The 21,620-nt window shown below is 43.5% G+C and carries 21 protein-coding genes; 2 read left to right on the forward strand and 19 right to left on the reverse strand.

The window, feature by feature from the left end:
* Nucleotides 1-9 precede the first annotated feature (9 nt).
* The 7 genes from FXF62_RS09350 to parE all read right to left on the reverse strand — a co-directional run bounded on the left by FXF62_RS09350 (nt 10) and on the right by parE (nt 6,457).
* Complete coding sequence (locus FXF62_RS09350; RefSeq protein WP_149518519.1) at nt 10-825, reverse strand: aminoglycoside 6-adenylyltransferase; 816 nt, start codon at nt 823-825, stop codon at nt 10-12.
* Nucleotides 815-1,378, reverse strand: coding sequence for a hypothetical protein (locus FXF62_RS09355; RefSeq protein ID WP_149518520.1), 564 nt, complete (start codon nt 1,376-1,378; stop codon nt 815-817). The genes FXF62_RS09350 and FXF62_RS09355 overlap by 11 nt, the downstream gene beginning before the upstream one ends.
* A 118-nt stretch (nt 1,379-1,496) precedes the next feature.
* On the reverse strand, nt 1,497-2,042 hold the full coding sequence (gene fic, locus FXF62_RS09360; RefSeq protein ID WP_149518521.1) for a protein adenylyltransferase Fic: 546 nt from the start codon (nt 2,040-2,042) through the stop codon (nt 1,497-1,499).
* A gap of 13 nt (nt 2,043-2,055) precedes the next feature.
* The gene (locus tag FXF62_RS09365; RefSeq protein WP_149518522.1) at nt 2,056-2,430 is read right to left on the reverse strand and encodes a GNAT family N-acetyltransferase; all 375 of its coding nucleotides are present in this window, start codon (nt 2,428-2,430) and stop codon (nt 2,056-2,058) included.
* 63 nt (nt 2,431-2,493) lie between these two features.
* Nucleotides 2,494-3,240 (reverse strand): DUF6261 family protein, encoded by a 747-nt coding sequence (locus FXF62_RS09370; protein WP_149518523.1) that lies wholly within the window; start codon nt 3,238-3,240, stop codon nt 2,494-2,496.
* Between the two features lie 263 nt (nt 3,241-3,503).
* Nucleotides 3,504-4,511 (reverse strand): hypothetical protein, encoded by a 1,008-nt coding sequence (locus tag FXF62_RS09375; protein WP_149518524.1) that lies wholly within the window; start codon nt 4,509-4,511, stop codon nt 3,504-3,506.
* The gene (gene parE, locus FXF62_RS09380; RefSeq protein WP_149518525.1) at nt 4,508-6,457 is read right to left on the reverse strand and encodes a DNA topoisomerase IV subunit B; all 1,950 of its coding nucleotides are present in this window, start codon (nt 6,455-6,457) and stop codon (nt 4,508-4,510) included. The genes FXF62_RS09375 and parE overlap by 4 nt, the downstream gene beginning before the upstream one ends.
* Nucleotides 6,458-6,839: 382 nt before the next feature.
* Between parE and plsY the strand changes: the two genes are divergently transcribed.
* A complete protein-coding gene (gene plsY, locus FXF62_RS09390) occupies nt 6,840-7,484 on the forward strand; it encodes a glycerol-3-phosphate 1-O-acyltransferase PlsY (protein WP_149518526.1) in 645 nt (214 codons plus the stop codon).
* Nucleotides 7,485-7,664: 180 nt separating this feature from the next.
* On the opposite strand, the gene nt5e is transcribed toward plsY, so the two are convergent.
* The 12 genes from nt5e to FXF62_RS09455 all read right to left on the reverse strand — a co-directional run bounded on the left by nt5e (nt 7,665) and on the right by FXF62_RS09455 (nt 20,571).
* The gene (nt5e, locus tag FXF62_RS09400) at nt 7,665-9,932 is read right to left on the reverse strand and encodes a cell surface ecto-5'-nucleotidase Nt5e (protein WP_149518527.1); all 2,268 of its coding nucleotides are present in this window, start codon (nt 9,930-9,932) and stop codon (nt 7,665-7,667) included.
* A 142-nt stretch (nt 9,933-10,074) separates the two neighbouring features.
* A complete protein-coding gene (locus FXF62_RS09405) occupies nt 10,075-11,343 on the reverse strand; it encodes a dihydroorotase (protein ID WP_149518528.1) in 1,269 nt (422 codons plus the stop codon).
* A gap of 12 nt (nt 11,344-11,355) precedes the next feature.
* Nucleotides 11,356-11,820 carry an NUDIX hydrolase gene (locus FXF62_RS09410; protein ID WP_149518529.1) on the reverse strand — a complete coding sequence of 155 codons (465 nt, stop codon included), beginning with the start codon at nt 11,818-11,820 and terminating at the stop codon, nt 11,356-11,358.
* A gap of 8 nt (nt 11,821-11,828) precedes the next feature.
* Nucleotides 11,829-12,482 carry a uracil-DNA glycosylase gene (locus FXF62_RS09415; protein WP_148880421.1) on the reverse strand — a complete coding sequence of 218 codons (654 nt, stop codon included), beginning with the start codon at nt 12,480-12,482 and terminating at the stop codon, nt 11,829-11,831.
* Nucleotides 12,483-12,549: 67 nt separating this feature from the next.
* On the reverse strand, nt 12,550-14,070 hold the full coding sequence (locus tag FXF62_RS09420; protein ID WP_149518530.1) for a glycosyltransferase family 39 protein: 1,521 nt from the start codon (nt 14,068-14,070) through the stop codon (nt 12,550-12,552).
* Nucleotides 14,071-14,182: 112 nt separating this feature from the next.
* Nucleotides 14,183-14,812 (reverse strand): orotate phosphoribosyltransferase, encoded by a 630-nt coding sequence (gene pyrE / locus FXF62_RS09425; protein WP_125373497.1) that lies wholly within the window; start codon nt 14,810-14,812, stop codon nt 14,183-14,185.
* Nucleotides 14,813-14,887: 75 nt separating this feature from the next.
* On the reverse strand, nt 14,888-15,580 hold the full coding sequence (gene pyrF, locus FXF62_RS09430) for an orotidine-5'-phosphate decarboxylase (RefSeq protein ID WP_037618089.1): 693 nt from the start codon (nt 15,578-15,580) through the stop codon (nt 14,888-14,890).
* A gap of 203 nt (nt 15,581-15,783) precedes the next feature.
* A complete protein-coding gene (locus tag FXF62_RS09435) occupies nt 15,784-16,722 on the reverse strand; it encodes a dihydroorotate dehydrogenase (protein ID WP_149518531.1) in 939 nt (312 codons plus the stop codon).
* A 12-nt stretch (nt 16,723-16,734) separates the two neighbouring features.
* Nucleotides 16,735-17,541: a dihydroorotate dehydrogenase electron transfer subunit gene (locus FXF62_RS09440; protein WP_149518532.1), complete on the reverse strand. Its 807-nt coding sequence runs from the start codon at nt 17,539-17,541 to the stop codon at nt 16,735-16,737.
* Between the two features lie 213 nt (nt 17,542-17,754).
* The gene (locus tag FXF62_RS09445; protein ID WP_149518533.1) at nt 17,755-18,720 is read right to left on the reverse strand and encodes a hypothetical protein; all 966 of its coding nucleotides are present in this window, start codon (nt 18,718-18,720) and stop codon (nt 17,755-17,757) included.
* A 27-nt stretch (nt 18,721-18,747) separates the two neighbouring features.
* Nucleotides 18,748-19,593 (reverse strand): hypothetical protein, encoded by an 846-nt coding sequence (locus FXF62_RS09450; RefSeq protein ID WP_149518534.1) that lies wholly within the window; start codon nt 19,591-19,593, stop codon nt 18,748-18,750.
* A 162-nt stretch (nt 19,594-19,755) separates the two neighbouring features.
* Nucleotides 19,756-20,571, reverse strand: a complete 816-nt coding sequence (locus FXF62_RS09455) for a hypothetical protein (protein ID WP_149518535.1) — start codon at nt 20,569-20,571, stop codon at nt 19,756-19,758.
* Between the two features lie 111 nt (nt 20,572-20,682).
* Here FXF62_RS09455 and FXF62_RS09460 point away from each other — a divergent pair, with 111 nt between their 5' ends.
* Nucleotides 20,683-21,591 carry a LysR family transcriptional regulator gene (locus tag FXF62_RS09460; protein ID WP_005589634.1) on the forward strand — a complete coding sequence of 303 codons (909 nt, stop codon included), beginning with the start codon at nt 20,683-20,685 and terminating at the stop codon, nt 21,589-21,591.
* Nucleotides 21,592-21,620 lie beyond the last annotated feature (29 nt).

Genomic DNA, 21,620 nt, shown 5'->3' on the forward strand with positions numbered 1-21,620 from the left:
TAATAATAACTAGAAGCTAAGCCTCTCTTTAGCATACTCAATCATCTTCTCTGCAGTTGCTTTGTCATAGTGGAAGCCAGTTTTGAGAGAGAAAGCTTGTGCTTCTTTGTGGAAAAAGTCCACGGTAGCCAGGAGAGACTTGGTGATTTTTTTCTGGTCAGAAAAGTCAAGCAAGGCTGTAAATTCTTTCTCTTTCTCAGCAGACAAATACTGAAAGAGGTACTTGTAGTTTTTGCCAATATCAATCGTCCCCTTATCTGCTGCCACTTGCCAAGCTAAGAGCTTGAGCAATTCTTGTTGGCAGATGCCATAGAGATGATCCGTCGCATAGACCAGGTGATTTCGACAAATACCCTTGACCACATAGGCTGAGACCCACCAGAATTCATTGCAGGATTTGTCAAAGTCAGTCGCACTAGCTGGTGTCGTCCAATAGCGCTTGGGTGTCGGTGCATAAGGAGCAAACAGCCCCTGCGGGTCATCCAGCACCGTGAAATCCGCTTCGCTATCCACCCACTCTTTGATATGCACCTTTGGGCAAAGGGTCAAATCGATCCGATTGCCATCTTCAAAAAGCATGAGATAGAGGCGGCGATGGTCTAGTAGGACATGCTGCTCGATCATGCGCTTGCCAAACCTTTCCAACCAAGCAAGGTCGGCTATCAGACTATCCAAATCCTCCACAATGTAGACCACATCATAGTCTTGGAACTCGTCCTTGTGAGCATTCGGGTTTGTCCGTGAACCGGACATGGCGACAGCGTCAACCTGTATCACTTTTGCGACTTGCAAAATTAAATCTAGCATTTCAGGTTCAGTTCTCATGTTGTTCACTCTCAATTGCTTCTGGGTTCTGAATAACAGCATCTTCTTTTCTTTGCTTAAGAAGCTTCTGAACCCTTTTTCTTTCAAGCTCCCCTACAATGAATTGGATAGTTGAGCAAATCCCTAGAACAATTAAAATATAACAAATAGATATTATGTTACTTCTTTGGTAATTTTTTATGATTTCCCATACAACAAATATATTTACCAATGAAAGGAGAAAGATGAAGGTGGCATTGATCAGAAGTATTATAGCAAATTTACTCGTAAAATGCTTACAATGGATTACGCTCTTATATAGAGTATAAAATGAATAAACAAACATCAAGGGGGCGAAATAGTCATGATAAAACAAAATAAATTTTAACCCAGAGTACAAGTTACCTTTCACTGGTATATCTGATAGACAGACACCAATAGTGAAAATGGACAGTAAAAACAGGGATATTGAACGAGCATACTCTTTTCTCCCCAAGTTGGAGATTAAATCACTTATAATTCCACAAATTACTATGACAACAACGAAAATAGAAATTATAGATTCACTACTCATTACTGAACCTCCATTAGTTCTACATATTATTTACACAACAAATGTGACAATCATTTTTACTTGAACGATGCAACTTTCCTGTATGGTAAAAATAATATCCTTCAAATAGTATAAAGCGTCACCTGAAGAAATAGGCCTGAGTGAGGTCTTCAGTTTGATTATTCAAGAGGAGATACTTGAGTTCGCCAGTCGATACCGCGCTACGCTTCGTGGCTAGGAGGTAATCTTCCTTGTCCACGTGAGACCAGTCCACGACTTGCCCCAACTCAGTCTTGAGGAGATGATCCAGCCAGAGCCTCATATTTCTTCCGTTCCCTTCTCGAAAAGGGTGGGCGATATTTAGCTCAAGGTACTTTTCGACAATCTGCTCAAAGGTCTGCTGAGGCATCCTGTCAATATTTTCCAAGGAAACTGCTAGATACATGACAGGCGCAAAGCGAACATTCCCTTTGGCGAGATTGACTGTCCGAATCTGGCCGGCGAAGTCATAGATTTCTTCAAACAAGAACCCGTGAATAAAGGCCAGAGTGGCATAGGTGCTAGCTGCTTTATTGTCCAGAAGCTGCTCTTCAAAAAGCTCTTTCGCTCGGGTCTTGCTGATTTTTTCTTCCAACTTGGCTAGTTCAAGCGAATCCGTCAGACACAGTTTATTGTCAAGCGTCATTGGCTTGCTCCTCTCATTCAGATTTTCTAAATCCTGTACCAACAGGCTTAAAACCTACTGCCCGATAAAATCCATTTGCTTCAGATATTAATTCAATCCGTGTCAAAGGATATTTTTTGTGGATCTCCTCAATCAGCTGCTGTCCCAATCCTTTTCCGCGATAGGCTTTATCAATGATAATCTCAGCTAAAAAGATCGTCATGATTTCATCTGTCAAGTAGCGGGCAAAACCAAGGATTTTCTGGTTCTCTTCAACTACCACGTAATGAGACAGATTTGTTGAAAATAGTGATGTCACTTTTTCCTCTGTAAAAGACATCCATTTTTCATTTTGATAAAGGGCGTAAATAGCTTGAAAATCATTTGTGCTTGCAGGTCTGATTATCATTTTCTACTCCTTTCAAATCCGATGCGACTACTAACAATTTTTCATCTCAAATTTAGTTATATTCTAGTTATTCTCCATCGCTTCTTCTTTCACCTTCTTAGCAGGTTTGCGTTTTTTGTAGCGGCTGCGGATGGTGTTGAGGTGGTCGCGGAGGTTGACCATGTGAGTTCTTTCGGGATAAGCGTAAGCACCGATAGCCGTGAAGTCCACAAGGAAATCATAAATTTCTTGTAACTTAAGGCGTACGGTCTTATTCTGGCTTGGAGCCTTGCCCTTGAGCTCAGTCAGTCGCTCCTTGTAGACCTTGTCAAAGGCCTTCTGAGCCGCTGCCAGACTATCGACATGGGCTTCCAGATGAAGCTTAGCTAGTGCTGTCTGATAGGATGGCTTTTTCAGCTCTTGAAGTAGATGCTTAATGCCTTCGGTCTCCTTTTCCAAGCTAGTTGCAGCTAGGCCGCTATAGTTTTTCAGGAGCTGAGACAGGGTCTCGTAGGCTTCCTTGGTCGCTGCATCCTTGACCCGTGCAAAGGCCCGAACCAAAGACTGAAGCGTAGCCAAAGCATCGTCACGCTCACGGTCAGCCTGATCCAGACTAGCCACTAGCTTGCTGGACTTGGTCTGATGAAGCCCACCCTGTAGCTTAGCCAAAAGTTGCTCCATCTCCGCCAGCTTAGTCGTGTAAATAGCATCTACCTTGTTAGCCTTATTAAAAGCCGCGATCTCCTCCATGCTCTCAGACATAAGCTGGAAGAATTCGTTGTTTTCTAAAGATTTAACATCCAAACTAGTAGTGCCATAAATTTTTTTCATTTTTACAATCTCCTAATTTTTTTATTTTAATGTACTTTTTACTCCATCCGATTTTCGGAAAAAGTTTTTTGCTCTTGCAAGAGCTTATCCGAAAAACAAACGTTCGTCTTTTACTCAAAACACACTCGTCCGATTTTCGGACAAACAGAATTCGCCATGAAAGGCCTCGTCCGAAAATCGGACGGACTCATTCACGCTCTGAAGAGCTTGTCCAAAAATCTGGTGAGAGGGTATTATTGTTTTAGGCCTAGGGAAGAAGTTATTTATAAATAACTTCTTCCCTTATATACTTTATAAAGCATATAATCATCATAAGTTTTTAAATCTTTTAATGATTTCAATTCATTTTTTACAATCACTTCTAAAAATTTTTCTGTGCTCAGTAGCTTTTCTTTATACTTTTCACCACCATAAAAATAACATTCTTTTAATTTGTCATAATTTGGTTTTATTGAAAGTAGCTCAACTTCCAATATTCTTTGTGCCTTATGACATCCTTCAATATACAGTTCATCAATAACAACTTTTATCCCATGGCTTGATATTGTAACAATAATGAATGTCAAACTCCAGAAGTAATTTTTTTCCAAATTAACACCACCTAAAATTAGACCCAAAATACCAAGAATTGCTAATATTATTGTGGGACTGGAAGTATAGTCTCCAAATAGAAACCTTGGCTGCGAATGAGTTATCCTCTTTAAGATCCAGGTCATCATCCTTGTTGCTATCAATATAGAAATACAAATCAATGTATAATTGTTCTTAGTAACAGGAATAGGTATAAAATAAGATATCATAATCGAAAAGGCAAATATAGGTAGTAGTAAAAAGTAATGCTTTAACCAGAACAATTCAGGAAATGTTGTAATAATTATATTTAGAAATCTCTTTTTTCTAAAAAAATCTTTCCTAATAAATAATGAAATACATTGGATAGACAACATAAGAAGGATATAGTAAGATCTAAAAATTAAACATATCAAGATGAATAGATACATAATTGGCCATAAAAGATTTAACCAGCTATGTCCAATGTTATCATAACTAGGACGACATATTGAGAATACAAACAATAAAAAACCGTAAAATATCCCATAACAAGCATACTTTCCTATATCTTTCCAAGCCTTTTGTTCGATATATATAGTATTATTTAAAATCTTTAAAACTTTTAAATTCTTTAAATTTTCTTCTCTACTCTTATACTGTTCATAATCCTCATTAAATTTATCTACAATACTATTTAAAAAATTTAAAATTCTAGTCAAAACACCATCTCCCCACTCTCCTCAAGCGTAAACTTGACATTATCCTCGATCCACTTGCGGCGTGGTTCGACCTTATCTCCCATGAGGACATTGACACGACGTTCGGCGCGGGCCAGGTCTTCGATGGTAACACGGATGAGGGTGCGGGTATCAGGATTCATGGTTGTCTCCCAGAGCTGGTCAGCATTCATTTCACCGAGACCCTTGTAGCGCTGAAGCATAGCCCCCTTGCCAAACTTGCGGCGCAGGTCGTCCAGCTCGCCATCGGTCCAGGCATACTCGACGACTTCGCTCTTACCCTTGCCTTTGGACATCTTGTAGAGAGGCGGCAGGGCGATATAGACGCGGCCAGCCTCGACCAGCGGGCGCATATAGCGATAGAAAAAGGTCAGCAGCAAGGTCTGGATATGGGCACCGTCGGTGTCCGCATCGGTCATGATGATGATCTTGTCATAGTTGGCATCCTCAAGGGTAAAGTCTGACCCAACACCAGCACCGATCGTGTAAATCATGGTGTTGATTTCCTCGTTCTTGAGAATGTCGGCCATCTTCGCCTTGGCGGTGTTGATGACCTTACCGCGCAGGGGCAGGATGGCTTGGAACTTACGGTCACGACCTTGCTTGGCAGAGCCACCAGCAGAGTCTCCCTCGACCAGATAGAGTTCGTTCTTGGCTGGGTTCTTGGACTGGGCCGGAGTCAGCTTACCAGAGAGCAAGCCCTTGTCTTTCTTATTTTTCTTGCCATTCCGGCTTTCGTCACGCGCCTTGCGGGCCGCTTCCCTGGCATCTCTGGCCTTGATGGCCTTGCGGATGAGATTGGACGCCAGTTCGCCATTTTCCAAGAGGAAGAAAGTCAGCTTGTCAGAGACGATAGAGTCCACGGCAGGACGAGCCAAAGGGCTGCCCAGCTTGTCCTTGGTCTGGCCTTCAAACTGTAAGTGTTCTTCTGGAACTAGGATGGACAGGACAGCAGCTAGACCCTCGCGGTAATCCGAGCCTTCCAGATTCTTGTCCTTGTCCTTGAGCAGGCCTGTCTTTCTGGCATAGTCGTTCATAGCCTTGGTAATTGCGGTCTTGAGACCCGTCTCATGAGTACCGCCGTCCTTGGTGCGAACGTTATTGACAAAGGACAGGATATTATCGGCGTAGCCGTCGTTGTACTGGAGGGCAACCTGAACTTGGAAGCCGCTCTCCTCTCCCTCGAAATAGAGGACAGGAGTCAGGGTTTCCTTGTCTTCGTTGAGATAGCTGACAAAGTCTTCAACCCCATTCTCATAGTGGAACTCTACTTCTTCGCCAGTCCGTGCATCGGTCAGCGACAGACGGACATTCTTGAGCAGGAAGGCAGATTCCTTCAGTCGCTCTGCAATGGTGTTGTACTTGAAGTCTGTCGTTGAAAAAATCGTGTCATCCGGCATGAAGGTCACTTTGGTTCCAGACTTGGACTTAGGTGCAGTGCCGATTTTCTTGAGCGTCGTGACTGGTTTTCCGCCATTTTCAAAGCGTTGCTTGTAAACAGTCCCGTCGCGCGTGATTTCCACTTCCAGCCAACTGGACAGGGCATTGACGACAGAGGAACCTACACCGTGGAGACCGCCCGAGGTCTTATAGCCCCCTTGACCGAACTTACCACCGGCGTGGAGAACGGTGAAAATGACCTCAACCGTGGGAATGCCCATAGCGTGCATCCCAGTCGGCATTCCACGACCATAGTCTTGAACGGTTAGACTGCCGTCCTTGTTTATCGTAACCTCGATTCGGTCACCAAAGCCTGACAGGGCTTCATCGACAGCATTGTCCACAATCTCCCAAACCAGATGGTGGAGTCCCGCTCCGTCGGTCGATCCAATATACATACCTGGACGTTTGCGGACCGCATCCAACCCTTCTAATACCTGAATGGCATCGTCATTATAATTGTTAATATTGATTTCCTTTTTTGCCACAAGGAACCTCCTGCATGATAGTCATCCTTATTATCTTACAGGTTTTTGGTAAATTTTGCAAAGTTTTTTCTAAAAAATGAGAGTGGGACAGAAATCGGTAATTCGTTAGAATTCGATTTCGTCGTCCCACCTCCGCACAGTTGAGTAAGACTGTCAAAGCTGACGAAATCAGCCTAGTAGAGCCCACTCAACCACTGCGTCTTGCTCGACAATCCAAAGATAATTGAGAGGCTAGGACCTTTGTCCCAGCCTCGATAGAATCTGGATTTCAAGTGATTTTGAAGAAAGGCAACCTAGCTACAAGCGTCAGACTAGACAATTCATTTAAAATATTCTTATCATAGTTCTTTGTCCAAGTTCCAAATCATGGTATAATAAAATCATGATGAACACGATACTTGGATTATTACTAGCATATTTATTGGGCTCCATTCCGACAGGTCTGTGGATTGGGCAGATTTTCTTTAAAAAGAACCTCCGCGAATATGGCAGTGGCAATACTGGCACGACCAATACTTTCCGGATATTGGGTAAGACGGCCGGCAGCGCCACTTTTGTCATTGACTTTTTCAAAGGGACACTGGCAACCCTGCTACCGCTTTTCCTGCATATTGAAGGGATTTCACCACTGATTTTTGGCCTCTTGGCTGTGATTGGTCATACCTATCCAATCTTTGCAGGATTTAAGGGAGGCAAAGCTGTTGCGACCAGTGCTGGAGCTGTTCTAGGCTTCTCACCAGCTTTCTTTGTCTACCTGATAGTTGTCTTTGTGACGACTCTCTATCTGGGAAGTATGATTTCTCTAGCCAGCGTGGTTTCTGCAAGTGTGGCCATCCTGTCTGTCTTGATTTTCCCTGCTTTAGGCTTTATCCTACCTAGCTATGATTTCCTCTTTACCCTGATTATCATTCTCTTAGCAGCTATTATCATCCTTCGCCATCGGGACAATATCCAGCGGATTCGAAATAAAACTGAAAACTTGATCCCTTGGGGCATTAACCTAACCAAACAAAATCCAAAAAAATGAGAGTGGAACAGAAATCGGTCATTCGTTAGAATTCGATTTCATCGTCCCACCTCCGCACAGTTGAGTAAGGCTGTAAAAGCTGATGAAATCAGCGTAGTAGAGTCCACTCAACCACTGCGTCTTACTCGACAATCCAAAGACAATTGAGAGGCTAGGACTTTTGTCCCAGCCTCATTTTTTTTAATCTTTTTGAGTTTTTTTCAGGCTTGATACACCTAAGGTTCCCAGAACCAGTCCGAAGAGAGAAAGAAGGATAGGATTCTTGCTTCCTGTTTTCGGAAGAGTTCCTTGTTTGCTTGCTACTTCTGTCGGACGAACCTGTGCTGGAGCTTGATAAGTTGCCTTATTTGCTGCTGACTGAGCTGTATTTGGCTTCTCAACAGAAGGTTGTTCTTGTGGTTTTGTCTCAGGCACAACCGGATGATTAGGCTGGCTCGGAACCACTGGATTGCTTGGTCTTGTTGGAACTGTTGGATTAGTTGGGTTGGTAGGATTGGTAGGATTTGCTGGGTTAGTCGGATTGGTTGGGTTTGCTGGATTGCTTTGTCCAGGCTTAGAAGCAGCATCTTTTGGATCCGTGCCCTGCTGGATTTCCTCGATATCTGTGTAACCATCTCCATCTGTATCCTTGCTAGCAGACATAGAAATCGTGCGAGAATTTGGATTGATTGCTGCATAGGCTGTCAAATCTGCACTTTCCAGATATTCTGCAAAGGCCACGTCCATAGATGGCCCTTCCTCACGCGCACCACCCAGCATAGTATAACCATCACCACCAGCTGCTAGGAAGTCATTGGTTGTCAGGTAATAGGTCTTAGCCAAGTCAAGAGCTTCATAAGCACCTGTTTCTTTGTTTTTGATTTCAATGAGGAGGATCCGTTTCTCTGCTGGCAGAGTTGTATCATAGTAAACTTTAGCACCAGAGACTTGCAAGAAACCGCCACTTGGCTCTAGCAATGGTTGACCGTTCTCATCCAAGACAGGTTTCCCATCTTTTTCTTGTAGGATTGAGCCTAAAGATTTGGCAAACATATCTGCGATATTCTGACCTGTTACCTTGATTTGAGAAATGGTATTTCCAAATGGCAATACAGCGATAACATTTCCCTTAGTGATCGGCTTGTCTTTGGCAATGGTTTCCCGTAGGCCACCACCGTTAGTCACAGCCAAGTCTGTTTTGTTGGCGAAGCCTGTTTGGCCGTATTTGTAAAGGGCATCTGCTACTACATTTCCCAGATTGGTTTCTCGAACGCGGACATTTTCACGGTCACCGTTAAGCTCCACAGGGCTATTGGCCACGATTACCTTGGCATTTTCTGCATCGTATTTTTCCTTAATTTTCTTAACCATCTCTGCTACAACTGGGTCTGGACTAGCTTTTTTAGCTGTTGCAGCTGGGATTTGCTGAGGATCGCCCAGAAGTTGGTTGGCCTTGAAAGTAACTTTACCGATATTATGCAAATAACTACCAGTCTGGTTGTAGGTTACATTTTCACCGTAAGTAGTGGACTCTACTGTGTGAGAATGGCCGTCAATCACTGTAACCCGCTTGCCCTTCAGCTTAGCATTTTTAGAAAGAGCTTCAGCCAAGGTAGAACCGCGCCATTCAACTGGTGTCGTCGTATCCACACCCAAGTGAGCCAGAACGACATAGTTTTTGTAAGTCTTGCCTTCAGCTGCTGCACGCGCTTCAACTTCGTCAATCACTCGATTAACCTCTGTGATTGGATCCGCAAAAGTCACACCTTGAATATTTTTGGGGTGCGTTTTTGTAGCTGTCTCAGGAGTGGTCACCCCGATCACGACAAATTCATCACCTTCTACATTCTTATCCTTGTCCACAATGGTTGATGCTTGGAAGACACGGGCATTGTTGGCATAAGTATTAGCACTAAGCAGTGGGAAATTGAGGATTTCTTTATATTTTTTAGCCTCATCCAAACCAAAGTCAAATTCATGGTTTCCGACCGCCATGGCATCATAGCCGATTTCATTGAGAATCTTCGCGCGTTCTTCCCCTTTGGAGCTGTTAGAAATTGGCAGACCTTGGAAAGCATCTCCTGCATCTACGACCAGCGTTTGAGGATTTTTCGCACGTTCTTCCTTGATAACTGTTGCAAGTTTGGCATCTCCGATAACACCTTTTTCTTCGACGATACGACCATGCACATCGTTTGTATGAAGAATGGTAGCTTCAGGCAAGCTTGCGTCAGACGCTCCTGATACATCTTGAGCATTAGCTGCGATGGCCGCATTTACGCTAGCTTCATCTGCAGAAACTCCACCTGCTTGTGCCAAATCTATTTCAGCTGGTTTTTGAGCTGAGTCACTCACATTTGCCACAGCAGTTGCTGGCTGAACCTCATCCGCAGCAACTTGATGGTCCAAAAAGGCAGGTGCCAACAGAACCGTCGACAAAACAGGTAAAATAAGATGCTTCTTTTTCATAAATAAAAGCTCCAGTCTATGTTTTTTCTACTATTATACTGTTTTTTCTGTAAAAAGGGAATGCCCTTTCAAAGAATCCTTCTTCTTAATACGAAAAACGTTCCAAAATGAAATGGAACGTTGACTTTCTATGAATATCTGCTTAGGCTTGGAAGACGATTTCTCCATCGCAGATAGTATATTTGACTTGACCTTTGAGCTCTTCGCCAACAAAAGGTGAATTGGCTGCCTTGGAGGCAAAATGTTCGGAAACCAGACGGTCAGCTTTAGGATCGAAAATAGTGATGTCAGCTGGACCTTCTTCGGCCAGAAAACCAGCATTAAAATCGTAGAGACTAGCTGGATTGACCGTCATCTTCTCTAAGAGCTCCATGAGGCTAAGATGCCCTGCTTCCACCAGATAGGTCAGCCCTAGAGAAAGCGAGGTCTCAAGACCAGTCATACCAGACGGCGCCTTGGTAATATCTGCCACATTTTTCTCGTCGGCATGGTGCGGTGCGTGGTCCGTCGCAATGACAGAAATGACGCCAGACTTCAGCCCTTCGATAACGGCCAGACGATCCGATTCTAAGCGCAGAGGCGGATTCATCTTAGCACTGCTACCCTTGGTCAATAGCAGAGCTTCTGTCTTAGAGAAGTGCTGAGGTGCTGCTTCAGCAGTGACTTGAGCGCCTAGTTTTTGGGCAAACTCGACAACCTTGACACTTTCTGCCTTAGATAAATGCTGGATATGGACATGAGCTTTGGCATCATAGGCAATCATGACATCGCGAGCAATCATACTGTATTCGGCCACACCTGTCGCACCGCAAAAATTAAAATGCTCTTTGGCGATATGTTCATTGAAGCCCAGAATACCGTTGAGTCCTGGATCTTCCTCATGCAGACAAATAAAGGTCTTGTTTTTTCTGGCTTCGATCAAGGCTTCTCGAAGAACCTTTGAACTTTCCAAAGGAATCCCGTCATCTGAGAAGCCAACGGCACCAGCTGCCAAGAGAGCTTTGAAATCTGTCAAATGCTGACCATCGAAATTCTCAGTAATGGTCGCGATGGACTTGATATGAATATTTTCACGACTAGCTGACTCTAGTACTTCCTGCAGCGTTTCAACTGTAGAAATGGTCGGATTGGTATTGGCCATCATAACGACCGTTGTAAAGCCGCCCGCTGCCGCTGCCAAAGCTCCTGTGTGAATGTCTTCCTTATGAGTCTGACCCGGCTCCCGAAAATGAACGTGAATGTCAACCAGACCGGGGGCAACGACCAAACCACTGGCATCTAAGACTTGGGCATCAGACGCTTCCAGATTTTGGCCAATTTTGAGAATTTTCTTACCCTCCACCAGCACATCGCACACTTGATCCAGACCAGACTTAGGATCCATCACATTGCCATTCTTGATTAGTAGCATTTTGTATCTCCTTTATTCGTAAAAATCGACTTGCGTGTCGAGCAGTTTATCACCATCATAAACAAATTTAGCTGAAAAGAAGGGCTTATCCTCCAACAGCCATTCAACAAAGGTATGATCCCCTTCCCAAGTCGGCTTTGAAAGAACCTGATCGTAAGGCACCCATTCTAACGTTCCTTCATTGCAGTCGATCAACTCCCCTTCAAACTCTGTCACCTTAAAGACATAAGTGTACCAGTCCAAGTTGGGAGTAAATTCTGGAAAAGTGATGACGCCTTTGAGAACAGGCTTGGCCTTTAGACCTGTTTCCTCTAAAATTTCGCGAGCAGCGCATTCCTGCGGGGTTTCTCCCCGCTCTAGCTTACCACCGACACCAATCCACTTCTCAGCATGGACATCGTTGGGCTTTTTGTTGCGGTGCAGCATGAGAAACTCACGCCCATTATCGATATAACAAATCGTTGCTAACTGAACCATACTACCTCCTATGCTAACCAATTGATAGGCTCCAAGCCTTTAGTAACTAAAAACTCATTGGTGCGGGAAAAGGGTTTGCTGCCAAAAAAGCCACGGTAAGCAGACAGCGGACTTGGATGAGCCGACTCGATAATCAGATGTTGGGAATTGCTTATCAAGGCTTTTTTCTTGCGGGCATAGGAACCCCATAGGATAAAGACAACCGGATCTGACTTTGCATTAACGACCTTAATAATGGCATCCGTAAAAGGCTCCCAGATTAAGCCAGCATGGGCATTGGCCTGACCAGCAGGAACTGTCAGACCAGCATTGAGCAAGAGAACACCTTGCTGAGCCCATGAAGTCAAATCATGCGACTCCTTAACCCCGATATCATCTGCCAATTCTTTGAGAATATTCTGCAAAGAAGGCGGAGCTGGAATATCATCAGGAACAGAAAAGCTCAAGCCCTGTGCCTGTCTCGGTCCGTGGTAAGGATCCTGCCCTAAAATAACCACCTTAACATCCGCCAAATCCGTCGTCTGAATGGCATTAAAAACCTTGTCGCGAGGTGGGTAAATGGTTCCTGAAGCATAAACTTCGTCTAAAAAATGATTGATTTTTGCAAAATAACCTTCTGGCAGCTGCTCCTTAATCAAAGCGTGCCAAGCTGAATGCTGCATCTTTTCTCCTTTTTATTTTACATTCTATGTTTACGAGCAAGGGGGTGACAATAGGTCTCCTTAGACCTCATTTTTTCCAAAATTTCATGCGAGTCAAGTCTAGCGGATACTGAGTTAAGCCCACAGCTGACAGAATTAGAATTTGCGGCAGAAACTGAATCAGATACCGGGTCTTCCCTCCTTCAAAAATCTGTAAAAAGAGCAAACCTCCAAAGACTGCCAAAATTAAGAAATTCAAAGAGTCATCTGGTCGGTATTTCCAAAGGGCAAAGACAAGCCCCAAAGCCATAATAATCCAAACCGCTTGCTTAAGCAGCGAATAAAAACGATAACTATCTTTATCGGAATTCAGGAAAAAATCACGAATAAACTGAGCAAGTCTATTGTCTTTTGTGCTTTCATAAAGCGGTGAAATATAGGGCGTTTTTTCATGTTCAACACTCCGATAAAGCCAGCCCAAGTTGCCTTCGGCAACCGTCAATGATTGCTTATAATACAGGTGTTGAAGAAAAGTCAGCGGAGTGTATTCTTTCAAGCGGCGTTTGATTTCTTTGATGACATTTTCCTTGGCAAACATGCCGTTATTGTAGTCAGCTCGCTTGTCAGGCTCAACGTATTGCAAGAGCCCTTCCTTCATGTCCTCCTGATCGTGACCGATATTGGTTAGCCCCAGATTGATGAAAAGCAGTGGCCCTTTGGCCAGTCCTTCGCCTTGAATAATCGGCACTTCGGTCTGGTGAGCTAAACCATAATGAAGCGGAAGGTAGCCTGCTGAAAAGCTTAGGGCAAAGACTGCAGCAGTCAAGAAAAACTTTTTCCAGTTTTGTCTCAAAAACAAAACCCCAAAAACAGCAATCAACAGAATCATCACCGTCGGACGAATCAGAAAGGCAAGACTGGTCAGAATCCCTAATAAAAGGCTTCTAGAAATGATTTGGCGACTATTCCCCTTATTTTCCAGCAAGCTCAATGCTAGAAAAATATGTAGACTAATCAAAGGCAAAGGAGGAATGTCTGTGTACATGGACATGTAGTAAGGCGAGAATCCGACCAAGGCCACATAAAGGCTAAAAACTGCATCTGCTGTAGCCTGCGAAAAATACCGCTGACAGCCTTTGTAGAGGATCCAAGTCGCAATATTGACGTAAAAAAGATTGAGTCCCTGCATAATCCAGAGAGCTGCTTCACCAAAAAGGTTAAAGAAAAAACGCTCATAGAGAAAGAGGGGCAGATTATTGGGATTGCGCGTCAGATAGCTGGAAATAGATGACTCCTTCAGGTACTTGAAAGCCCCTGTGAAAACCACTGCTGCATCCCGTCGAATCAAAAGCTCAGCCGATAGGAGCATGATGAGCTGAAAAAGGAGAGCTGCTAAAGCAATGGCAAGCTTGTGCCTCATTAGAAAATGATAAAACTTTTTAAGCTGAAACCGATAGCGATTCGCTAGGATTGCCAAGACTCCAAACAAAATCAGAGCCAAGCTACTTAACTGCGACACATGAAAAATAGCTGTAAACAACCAATGGAGACTTAGCACCAGCATGATTTTTTGCAGGATCGAAAAAGTAACATGATAAATCTTAGACATGGCTTTATTATAACAAAATCAAGCACTTTTTGCTATTTTAAAAAGTGAGCAGAGCCCAAGTAAATCCTAAAAAGGAGACAGGGACATCCTCGTCCCGCCTCCTCGTACCTTCTTAATTTTGCCAGTTTTCTTGATCGTCTTTGAACTTCTTCAGCAAAGCCAATCCTTCTGCATTGATGTAGCCTTCTTGCTCAGCCAAGTGGATAAGCTCTGTATAGTTTGACAAGGTCACCAACTTCACGCCTGCATCCGCAAAGTTCTTATCCGCCTTTGGCAATTCGTAGGTGAAAATAGCTGCAGCACCGATTACATCTGCTCCTTCACGCTTGGCTGCCGCAATAGCATCCAAAACAGAGCCACCAGTGGAAATCAAATCTTCAATGACAACCATCTTTTGACCAGGAGCCACACGCCCTTCAATCTGATTGCCCGCCCCGTGATCTTTTGGTTTGCTACGGATATAGGCAAAAGGCAGATTCATCTTGTCGGCAATGATAGCGCCGTGGGGAATACCTGCTGTTGCCGTACCCGCAATCACTTCCACATCAGGAAATTCCGCACGAATTTTTTCAACAAAGCCATTTTCAATCAAAGTCCGAGTCTCTGGGTAGGCCAAAGTCACTCGGTTATCTGTGTAAATCGGTGATTTAATTCCAGAAGCCCAAGTAAAAGGCTCCTCTGGTTTCAAGTAAACCGCTTTGATTTTCAACAAGTCGCGTGCAATATCGTTGGCTAAAGTCATTTTGTACTCCTTATAAATCTGTTTTTTAAGCTATTCGTTTCGTTTGAAGGTTTCATTTGAAAGTCTTATTCTTGCTTAGCTGTTCCACTGTCTCTTAATTTCATGATAGGCATCCCAAGGATTTTCAGCCTGAATAATCGGCCGACCAACCACAATATAATTGCTGCCAATCTGATGAGCTTCCTGCGGCGTCATGACCCGTTTTTGGTCACCGATTTCAGCACCTGCTGGCCGGATACCCGGCGTCACACAAAGAAAATCGTCCGCCGTAGCTTCCTTGATCAGCTCAACTTCCAAGGCTGAACAAACAACCCCATCCAGCCCAGCTTCCTTGGCCTTGCGGGCATAATTGACAACGGATTCTTGCACGGTTGTTTGGATATTTTGGCAGTCGCGCATGTCTTCTTCGCTAGTTGAAGTCAACTGGGTTACCGCTACCAGCTTCGCATTGTCACCGAGAACTTTTTTGGCCTCCCGCATCATCTCAACGCCGCCAGCTGCATGAACTGTCACCATATCAATGCCGAATGTTCCCAAAACAGACATAGCTGAACGCACGGTATTAGGAATGTCGTGCAATTTCAAATCGAGGAAAATGCTATGTCCCAAACCTTTCAGATAATGCACAATTTCTGGACCAATGGCATAAAAGAATTCCATGCCGATTTTGACGTACAGTTTTTCATCTTCAGGGAAATGCTCCAGAAAGTTTTTGACATCATCAAAAGATGGAAAGTCTAGGGCGATAATAGGACGTTCTTCACGCATACAGTTCTTCTCCTTGCTTGTTACTTACTATAAAGATGATCACAATCATAGAAAAAACCTTGCCCGAGAGCAAGGTTACACGAAAATTAGGCAGAATCTGCCATTTTAAACGTATGTGCCTTAGAGCCTCTCTGGACTTCTTTAAAGGTTTTATCTTAATCATTCTATAATTTACTGGGTAGTTTGTCAAGAGAAAATAGAGCTTAAAGTAAATTTTCTCTGACTTCTTTTCTCAAGCTTTCTAAGCTATCGATACCGTATTTATCCATGACCTGCGGCAAGTTTTCTATAATGTTAGGGCAGGCATAAGGGTCGGTAAAATTCGCTGTTCCGACGCCGATAGCTGATGCGCCAGCGATAAACATCTCCAGCGCTGCCTCTGCCGAGTCAACTCCCCCCATGCCAATGATTGGTAGTTCGGTGAACTGAGCGACCTGACGAATCAGCTTGAGCGCCACAGGAAAGACAGCTGGGCCAGACATACCTCCCGTTCCATTGGCAATGATGGGCCGCTTCGTTTTCAAATCGAAACGCATTCCCACCAAGGTATTGATCATGGTCAGTCCGCTCGCACCCGCATCTTCTGCCGCCTTGGCCACTTGGGTAATATCTGCTACGCTGGGGGTCAATTTGACATAGACTGGAACTTGGGAAGCTGAGACCGCTGCTTTTACTGCATCATAGGCTAACTCTGGTACTTGACCAATTAAAAGCCCCGCATTGCCGTGGTCTACATTGGGGCAGGAAATATTGAGCTCAATCGCCTTGACATTGGGGGCTTGAGAGATTTTTCCAGATACATAAGCATATTCTTCATTGGAGAAACCAGCCACATTGGCAATAATCGGCAAGTCTGGATAGTGCTGAGCCAGCCAAGGAAGTTTTTCAGCCAAAACTGCATCGACACCTGGATTTTGGAGGCCGATAGCATTGAGCATACCAGCTGGCGTCTCAGCTACACGGGGCGTTGGATTGCCAAAGCGGGGATGTTGCGTCGTCGCCTTGATCATGATAGAGCCCAGTAGATCTAAGTCATAGTATTTGGCATACTCCTGACCAAAACCAAAACAGCCTGAAGCTGGGATGATTGGATTTTTCAGCTCTAATCCTGGCAGAGAAATTTTCAAACGATTTTCAGTCATTTCCTTATCCTCCTAAAGCACGATGGTGCCAGTCTCAAAAACTGGACCGTCTTCGCAGACCCGCTTATTAACCGCTTCATCCTGACCTGCTACATGAACGACGCAGGCATAGCAGGCGCCCATGCCACAAGCCATGCGAGACTCCATTGATAGATAGGCATGGGGATGATCGTGAAATTTCCGATCCACATACTGAAGCATACCGGGCGCCCCACAAGAATAGACCGCAGCAAAATCCTCAGTCAGCTCATCGATAATCGTTGATACATAGCCTTTTCGTCCGTAACTCCCATCATCTGTAGTGATAAACAACTGACTGCACTGACCAAATTCTTCTTCCAGAATAACCGCAGATTGATTGGCAAAGCCTAATACTGCAGTGACTTGAGCCCCCTTAGCATGGAGTTCTTTGGCTGTTTGTAAGAGAGGAGGTACACCGATACCACCACCAATAATCAAGACCTTGTCGCCCTTTTCTACCGGGGACAAATCAAAACCATTTCCCTGAGGTCCCATGACATCAAGATAGCTACCAACAGGAAGCTGAGAGAAAATGGCCGTCCCGCCACCTTCGACCCGATAGATAATCCGGCAGATATTTTTCTCCCGATCAATCTCCGATATGGAAATCGGGCGTCGCAGCAGCTTGCTATCATCTGGCACTCGAATATGCAGGAATTGCCCAACCTGCATCTGACTCACCATCTGGCCTCTCAGGCGCATCGAAAAAATCTGAGGCGCAATTTCTACCTGCTCCAGCAGCTCCATTTGCTCCAGCATAATCTTGCCAAATCTCTTTTTACAACTGTCACTAACCATGACAACCTCACTTTCTACAAGAAAAAACCTTGCCACAGCAAGGTTTCGCAAAAAACAAGGCAGTCAAATTGCCCCTTATACCGTTTTTCCTACCTTGCAGCCTCACTGGACTTGATTAAAGGTTAAATTGTAAACATTATATCGTTAGCGATAAGGATTGTCAAGATAGAAAAAACATAAGATCTTTCAAATTTTCTCCAAGGAATCACAGTCTTACCAGCTCTTGTCAAATTCACTATTTGCATTTGCCAGATAAAAACTCCCATCTTCCTGCCTCTTGAAAGTCAAGGTTACTGAATCATATTTTCGTTCTATGTTTCGAAAGTTTCTATAATTGGCCTGTAGTGATAAGGGGCTATTGCTCATGCCACTTCCATAAATATTAAGTTCTGAAGGAAGTCCAAAACGCTCAACAACCTCTTGATAAGTCATCCCACCTTTGCCATACTGGCTATCACCTATTTTTAATGTATCCATATCTTCTGGCTTCCACTTAAAGACAAATTCGTCTTTCGTCGCTGAAGGATAGTTACTGTCATCTAAATATACTGCACTTTTACTTATCAAATAATAGTTCTTGCCATTCGAATCAGGGTCATAAAAAACCAAATTGATTTCCTGAGGATGTCCCGATGAGCCATATCTAGGAACATCTATAATTCTTGTCTTATAAGTTAGTGTCAATCCTTTTGTAGCAAAACTCACAGCTGAACCCTTACCATATTTCGCAATGACTTCTTCTAAAGTTGGGCTATTAGTCCCCCCATTTTCCACCTTGAGCTCTACAAAATTATCCAATGTCCAATTAAAAGCAAACTTCTCTTCATCTTCCTCAACAATTTTCTTTTTCAGCTCCTTTTGTTCTTGGGTCAATGTTGATTCATCATCATCTTGCTGACTAGCTGAGCTTTCTCCACTAACTATCGAGGCACTATCGTCATATTTGTACTTCAATTCAGCTTTATTAGGAACCTGTTGCGATAAATAATAGAAGCCAAAGAACAAAGCAAATGAGATTGCCAAACAAAGAAGGGTAAAAGCCAAGCTAATTCTTTTTTTCTCCTCCTTCATCGTCATCATTCTGAGCTCTTCTCGTTTTAGCTTTTGTTGCCGATAAAGGTCTCTTTTGATCTCTCTAAACGAATGAAGATCACGCTTTTTCTTGCTACTCCTCCTCATTTTTCTCCTCTTTCTTATCTATTTATTTTACTTACTTTCTTTAGACACCAAACGCCATCTACCATCTACTTGCTTGTAGAATTCTAAATGAACTCTTTTCAATTGTTCTGGGTTTTGCCAATAATGTGGATTAACATAATCAACCTGCATCTTCAGTTGATTGTCATCTCCAGAAATCGTCTGATATAGAGGTAAGCCAACTTTTAAAACAATCTCATCATATGGAGTGCCTTTTTCTGTTCCTTCTCTAGCACCAATAACAAGACTATCGATGTATGCTTGCGTCCATAAAAAGGATCTTTTAGGATTGTTATCCACCTGGATTTTATCACTTGAAAGGCTAAAGTGGTATTTTGAAATGAGCTTATAGACACCATCAAATTCAGCAAAGGTTAAAGATACATACCCCAGACTACCATTTTTCGATTCCCAGATAAGGCGAATATGCTTTTGAACTTCGTGATTTGGCAAAAAATCAATCCAGGCCCCACCTTGAACTGGTTTCCCAAATTCTTTTAACACATCTTCCAAGACGGCTCCGCCCTTGTATTTGTTCATGGGAAGCGCGACTGCCTTTTCAACTGTCCAAAGAAAGGGACCGCTTTTTTCTGGAGAAACGATAAGACTTTTAGCGAATTGTTCTGCTTCAGCTTTCTCATCTTCCAAACTATTTGTTGATGAACTAATCTGGCTAGACGGAGTTGGCGTCTGCTTGACTTTGCTTTTTCCTGATAGAGAAAGTGTTAAAAAAGCTGTTCCAATGAGAGAAAATACAACAATAGCTACTACCATGAATGGCAAAAACTTGGACTTATAGGTTTGCTTTTCTAACTCGAAAGCAAGATCTTCAAACGAATCTTCTTGTCTCTTCATCACTGCTCCTTATCAATCTAAAGACCCATCATATCACGAATAGATTGAAATTGCAAAATGTGCTTAAGTCTGTTTGTATATACTTGAGAAAGTGCCAGACTCTCCGCCATTCAGAATATCCTGTCTGATTACTTTGGCTATCAAAGGAGGGCATAAATTCCCCTATCTTTCTGTTCTCTCAATATGGCTGTTGGCTGTCGTCAACCGAAAGACGCCATCTTCTTGACGGTGTAAAGTTAAATGAACCCATTCATTATCATAGACTTGATCTGATGTTAAGTATTTGAGTTCCAAGCCAATATGCTGGCTATCTGCCGCATCCAAGCGCGAAATAAATACTTCTGATTCTCGAGGCAGACCAAATAATTGAACGATCTCTTCGTAGGACATACCAGTATGGCCTGTGCTCTCGTCACGGACTTGTAAACTGGCTATTTCGTCCTTTGTCCAAAGATGAGGACTATGCTCCTGTGGCAAAGTTGGATAGGCCTCATCAAGAATATTCGCTTTCTTAGCAATGAGATAATAGCCTGCTCCATCTTTTTCAAATGTCAACCTTAAACTACTATGACGGACTTGAATAATCTCACTTGTATAGCTTAATTCAATATTCCTATTGCTCTCAGTATAAAAAAAGCTTGAAGCCTTGCCATGCTTTTCAAGGACTTGGTCCAGAGAAGCTCCGTTTTGACCAGCAGCGGTATCCTTTATTTGCAGATTGATAATTTCATACGTTGTCCATTTAAAACGATGGTTTCCTCTCTCTAAAACTTTCTCTTCTAGTTCAAGCTCCTCTGGTGACTTTTGATAAACAGACGAGGACATACTCTTTCGCTCCAAATCCTTATAAACAGCGTGAGCTCCCCACATAAGCATTAGTTTCCCAAGTGGAAGCATGATACAAACTGTCATAAAGACTATAAAAATAGTAATTGGTCCAACTACTGAACGCTTCTTATAGTCAGCATCTTTGGCCATATCGCCCTCCTTATTTCTTTCATTTTAGCACAGGCAAGTTTGGCAAGCAAACATTTGCTAATCTTCCTGATTTGTCAAGAAAAAATCCCCAATTTGTGATAAAATAGACCTATGAGAATTCAACAATTACACTACATTATCAAAATCGTCGAGACCGGCAGCATGAACGAGGCTGCCAAGCAACTTTTTATCACCCAGCCTAGCTTGTCCAACGCTGTGCGAGATTTGGAAAATGAAATGGGCATCGAGATTTTCATTCGCAATCCCAAAGGAATTACCTTGACCAAAGACGGCATGGAGTTTCTTTCCTATGCCCGTCAGGTAGTTGAGCAGACTCAGCTTCTAGAGGAGCGATACAAAAATCCTGTCGCCCACCGCGAGCTTTTCAGCGTCTCTGCCCAGCATTATGCCTTTGTGGTCAATGCCTTTGTCTCCCTGCTTAAAAAAAGCGATATGGAGAAATACGAACTCTTTCTGCGGGAAACTCGGACTTGGGAAATCATTGACGACGTAAAAAACTTCCGCAGCGAGATCGGTGTCCTCTTCCTCAACAGCTATAACCGTGATGTCCTCTCTAAAATGCTGGATGATAGCCATCTGATTGCGACCCACCTCTTCACAGCTCAGCCCCATATCTTTGTCAGCAAATCCAATCCGCTGGCCAAGAAAAAGCTGGTACAACTGTCGGACTTGGAGGATTTCCCTTATCTCAGCTATGACCAAGGGACTCACAATTCCTTCTACTTTTCTGAGGAAATTCTCTCACAGGAGCACCATAAAAAGTCCATCGTCGTCAGCGACCGTGCAACCCTCTTTAACCTTTTAATCGGTCTGGATGGCTACACGATTGCGACCGGTATTCTTAACAGCAACCTCAACGGAGACAATATCGTCTCCATCCCTCTGGATATCGATGATCCAATTGAACTGGTATACATCCAGCATGAAAAAGCTAGCCTATCCAAAATGGGCGAGCGCTTTATCGAGTACCTGATTGAGGAAGTACAGTTTGATAAATAAAGTAAAACACCTGAAACAAGCATCTAATG

The sequence above is a fragment of the Streptococcus cristatus genome, from assembly GCF_008369405.1.
GTDB lineage: Bacteria > Bacillota > Bacilli > Lactobacillales > Streptococcaceae > Streptococcus > Streptococcus cristatus_G.

Coding starts and splice junctions, on each gene's coding strand:
- FXF62_RS09455 (WP_149518535.1), bottom strand. CDS start 20,571: ATGGCCAAAGATGCTGACTATAAGAAGCGTTCAGTAGTTGGACCAATT.
- plsY (WP_149518526.1), top strand. CDS start 6,840: ATGATGAACACGATACTTGGATTATTACTAGCATATTTATTGGGCTCC.
- FXF62_RS09460 (WP_005589634.1), top strand. CDS start 20,683: ATGAGAATTCAACAATTACACTACATTATCAAAATCGTCGAGACCGGC.
- FXF62_RS09445 (WP_149518533.1), bottom strand. CDS start 18,720: ATGAGGAGGAGTAGCAAGAAAAAGCGTGATCTTCATTCGTTTAGAGAG.
- FXF62_RS09370 (WP_149518523.1), bottom strand. CDS start 3,240: ATGAAAAAAATTTATGGCACTACTAGTTTGGATGTTAAATCTTTAGAA.
- pyrE (WP_125373497.1), bottom strand. CDS start 14,812: ATGACTTTAGCCAACGATATTGCACGCGACTTGTTGAAAATCAAAGCG.
- pyrF (WP_037618089.1), bottom strand. CDS start 15,580: ATGCGTGAAGAACGTCCTATTATCGCCCTAGACTTTCCATCTTTTGAT.
- FXF62_RS09350 (WP_149518519.1), bottom strand. CDS start 825: ATGAGAACTGAACCTGAAATGCTAGATTTAATTTTGCAAGTCGCAAAA.
- FXF62_RS09355 (WP_149518520.1), bottom strand. CDS start 1,378: ATGAGTAGTGAATCTATAATTTCTATTTTCGTTGTTGTCATAGTAATT.
- FXF62_RS09440 (WP_149518532.1), bottom strand. CDS start 17,541: ATGGTTAGTGACAGTTGTAAAAAGAGATTTGGCAAGATTATGCTGGAG.
- FXF62_RS09410 (WP_149518529.1), bottom strand. CDS start 11,820: ATGGTTCAGTTAGCAACGATTTGTTATATCGATAATGGGCGTGAGTTT.
- FXF62_RS09365 (WP_149518522.1), bottom strand. CDS start 2,430: ATGATAATCAGACCTGCAAGCACAAATGATTTTCAAGCTATTTACGCC.
- FXF62_RS09405 (WP_149518528.1), bottom strand. CDS start 11,343: ATGCTACTAATCAAGAATGGCAATGTGATGGATCCTAAGTCTGGTCTG.
- FXF62_RS09415 (WP_148880421.1), bottom strand. CDS start 12,482: ATGCAGCATTCAGCTTGGCACGCTTTGATTAAGGAGCAGCTGCCAGAA.
- fic (WP_149518521.1), bottom strand. CDS start 2,042: ATGACGCTTGACAATAAACTGTGTCTGACGGATTCGCTTGAACTAGCC.
- nt5e (WP_149518527.1), bottom strand. CDS start 9,932: ATGAAAAAGAAGCATCTTATTTTACCTGTTTTGTCGACGGTTCTGTTG.
- FXF62_RS09450 (WP_149518534.1), bottom strand. CDS start 19,593: ATGAAGAGACAAGAAGATTCGTTTGAAGATCTTGCTTTCGAGTTAGAA.
- FXF62_RS09420 (WP_149518530.1), bottom strand. CDS start 14,070: ATGTCTAAGATTTATCATGTTACTTTTTCGATCCTGCAAAAAATCATG.
- FXF62_RS09435 (WP_149518531.1), bottom strand. CDS start 16,722: ATGACTGAAAATCGTTTGAAAATTTCTCTGCCAGGATTAGAGCTGAAA.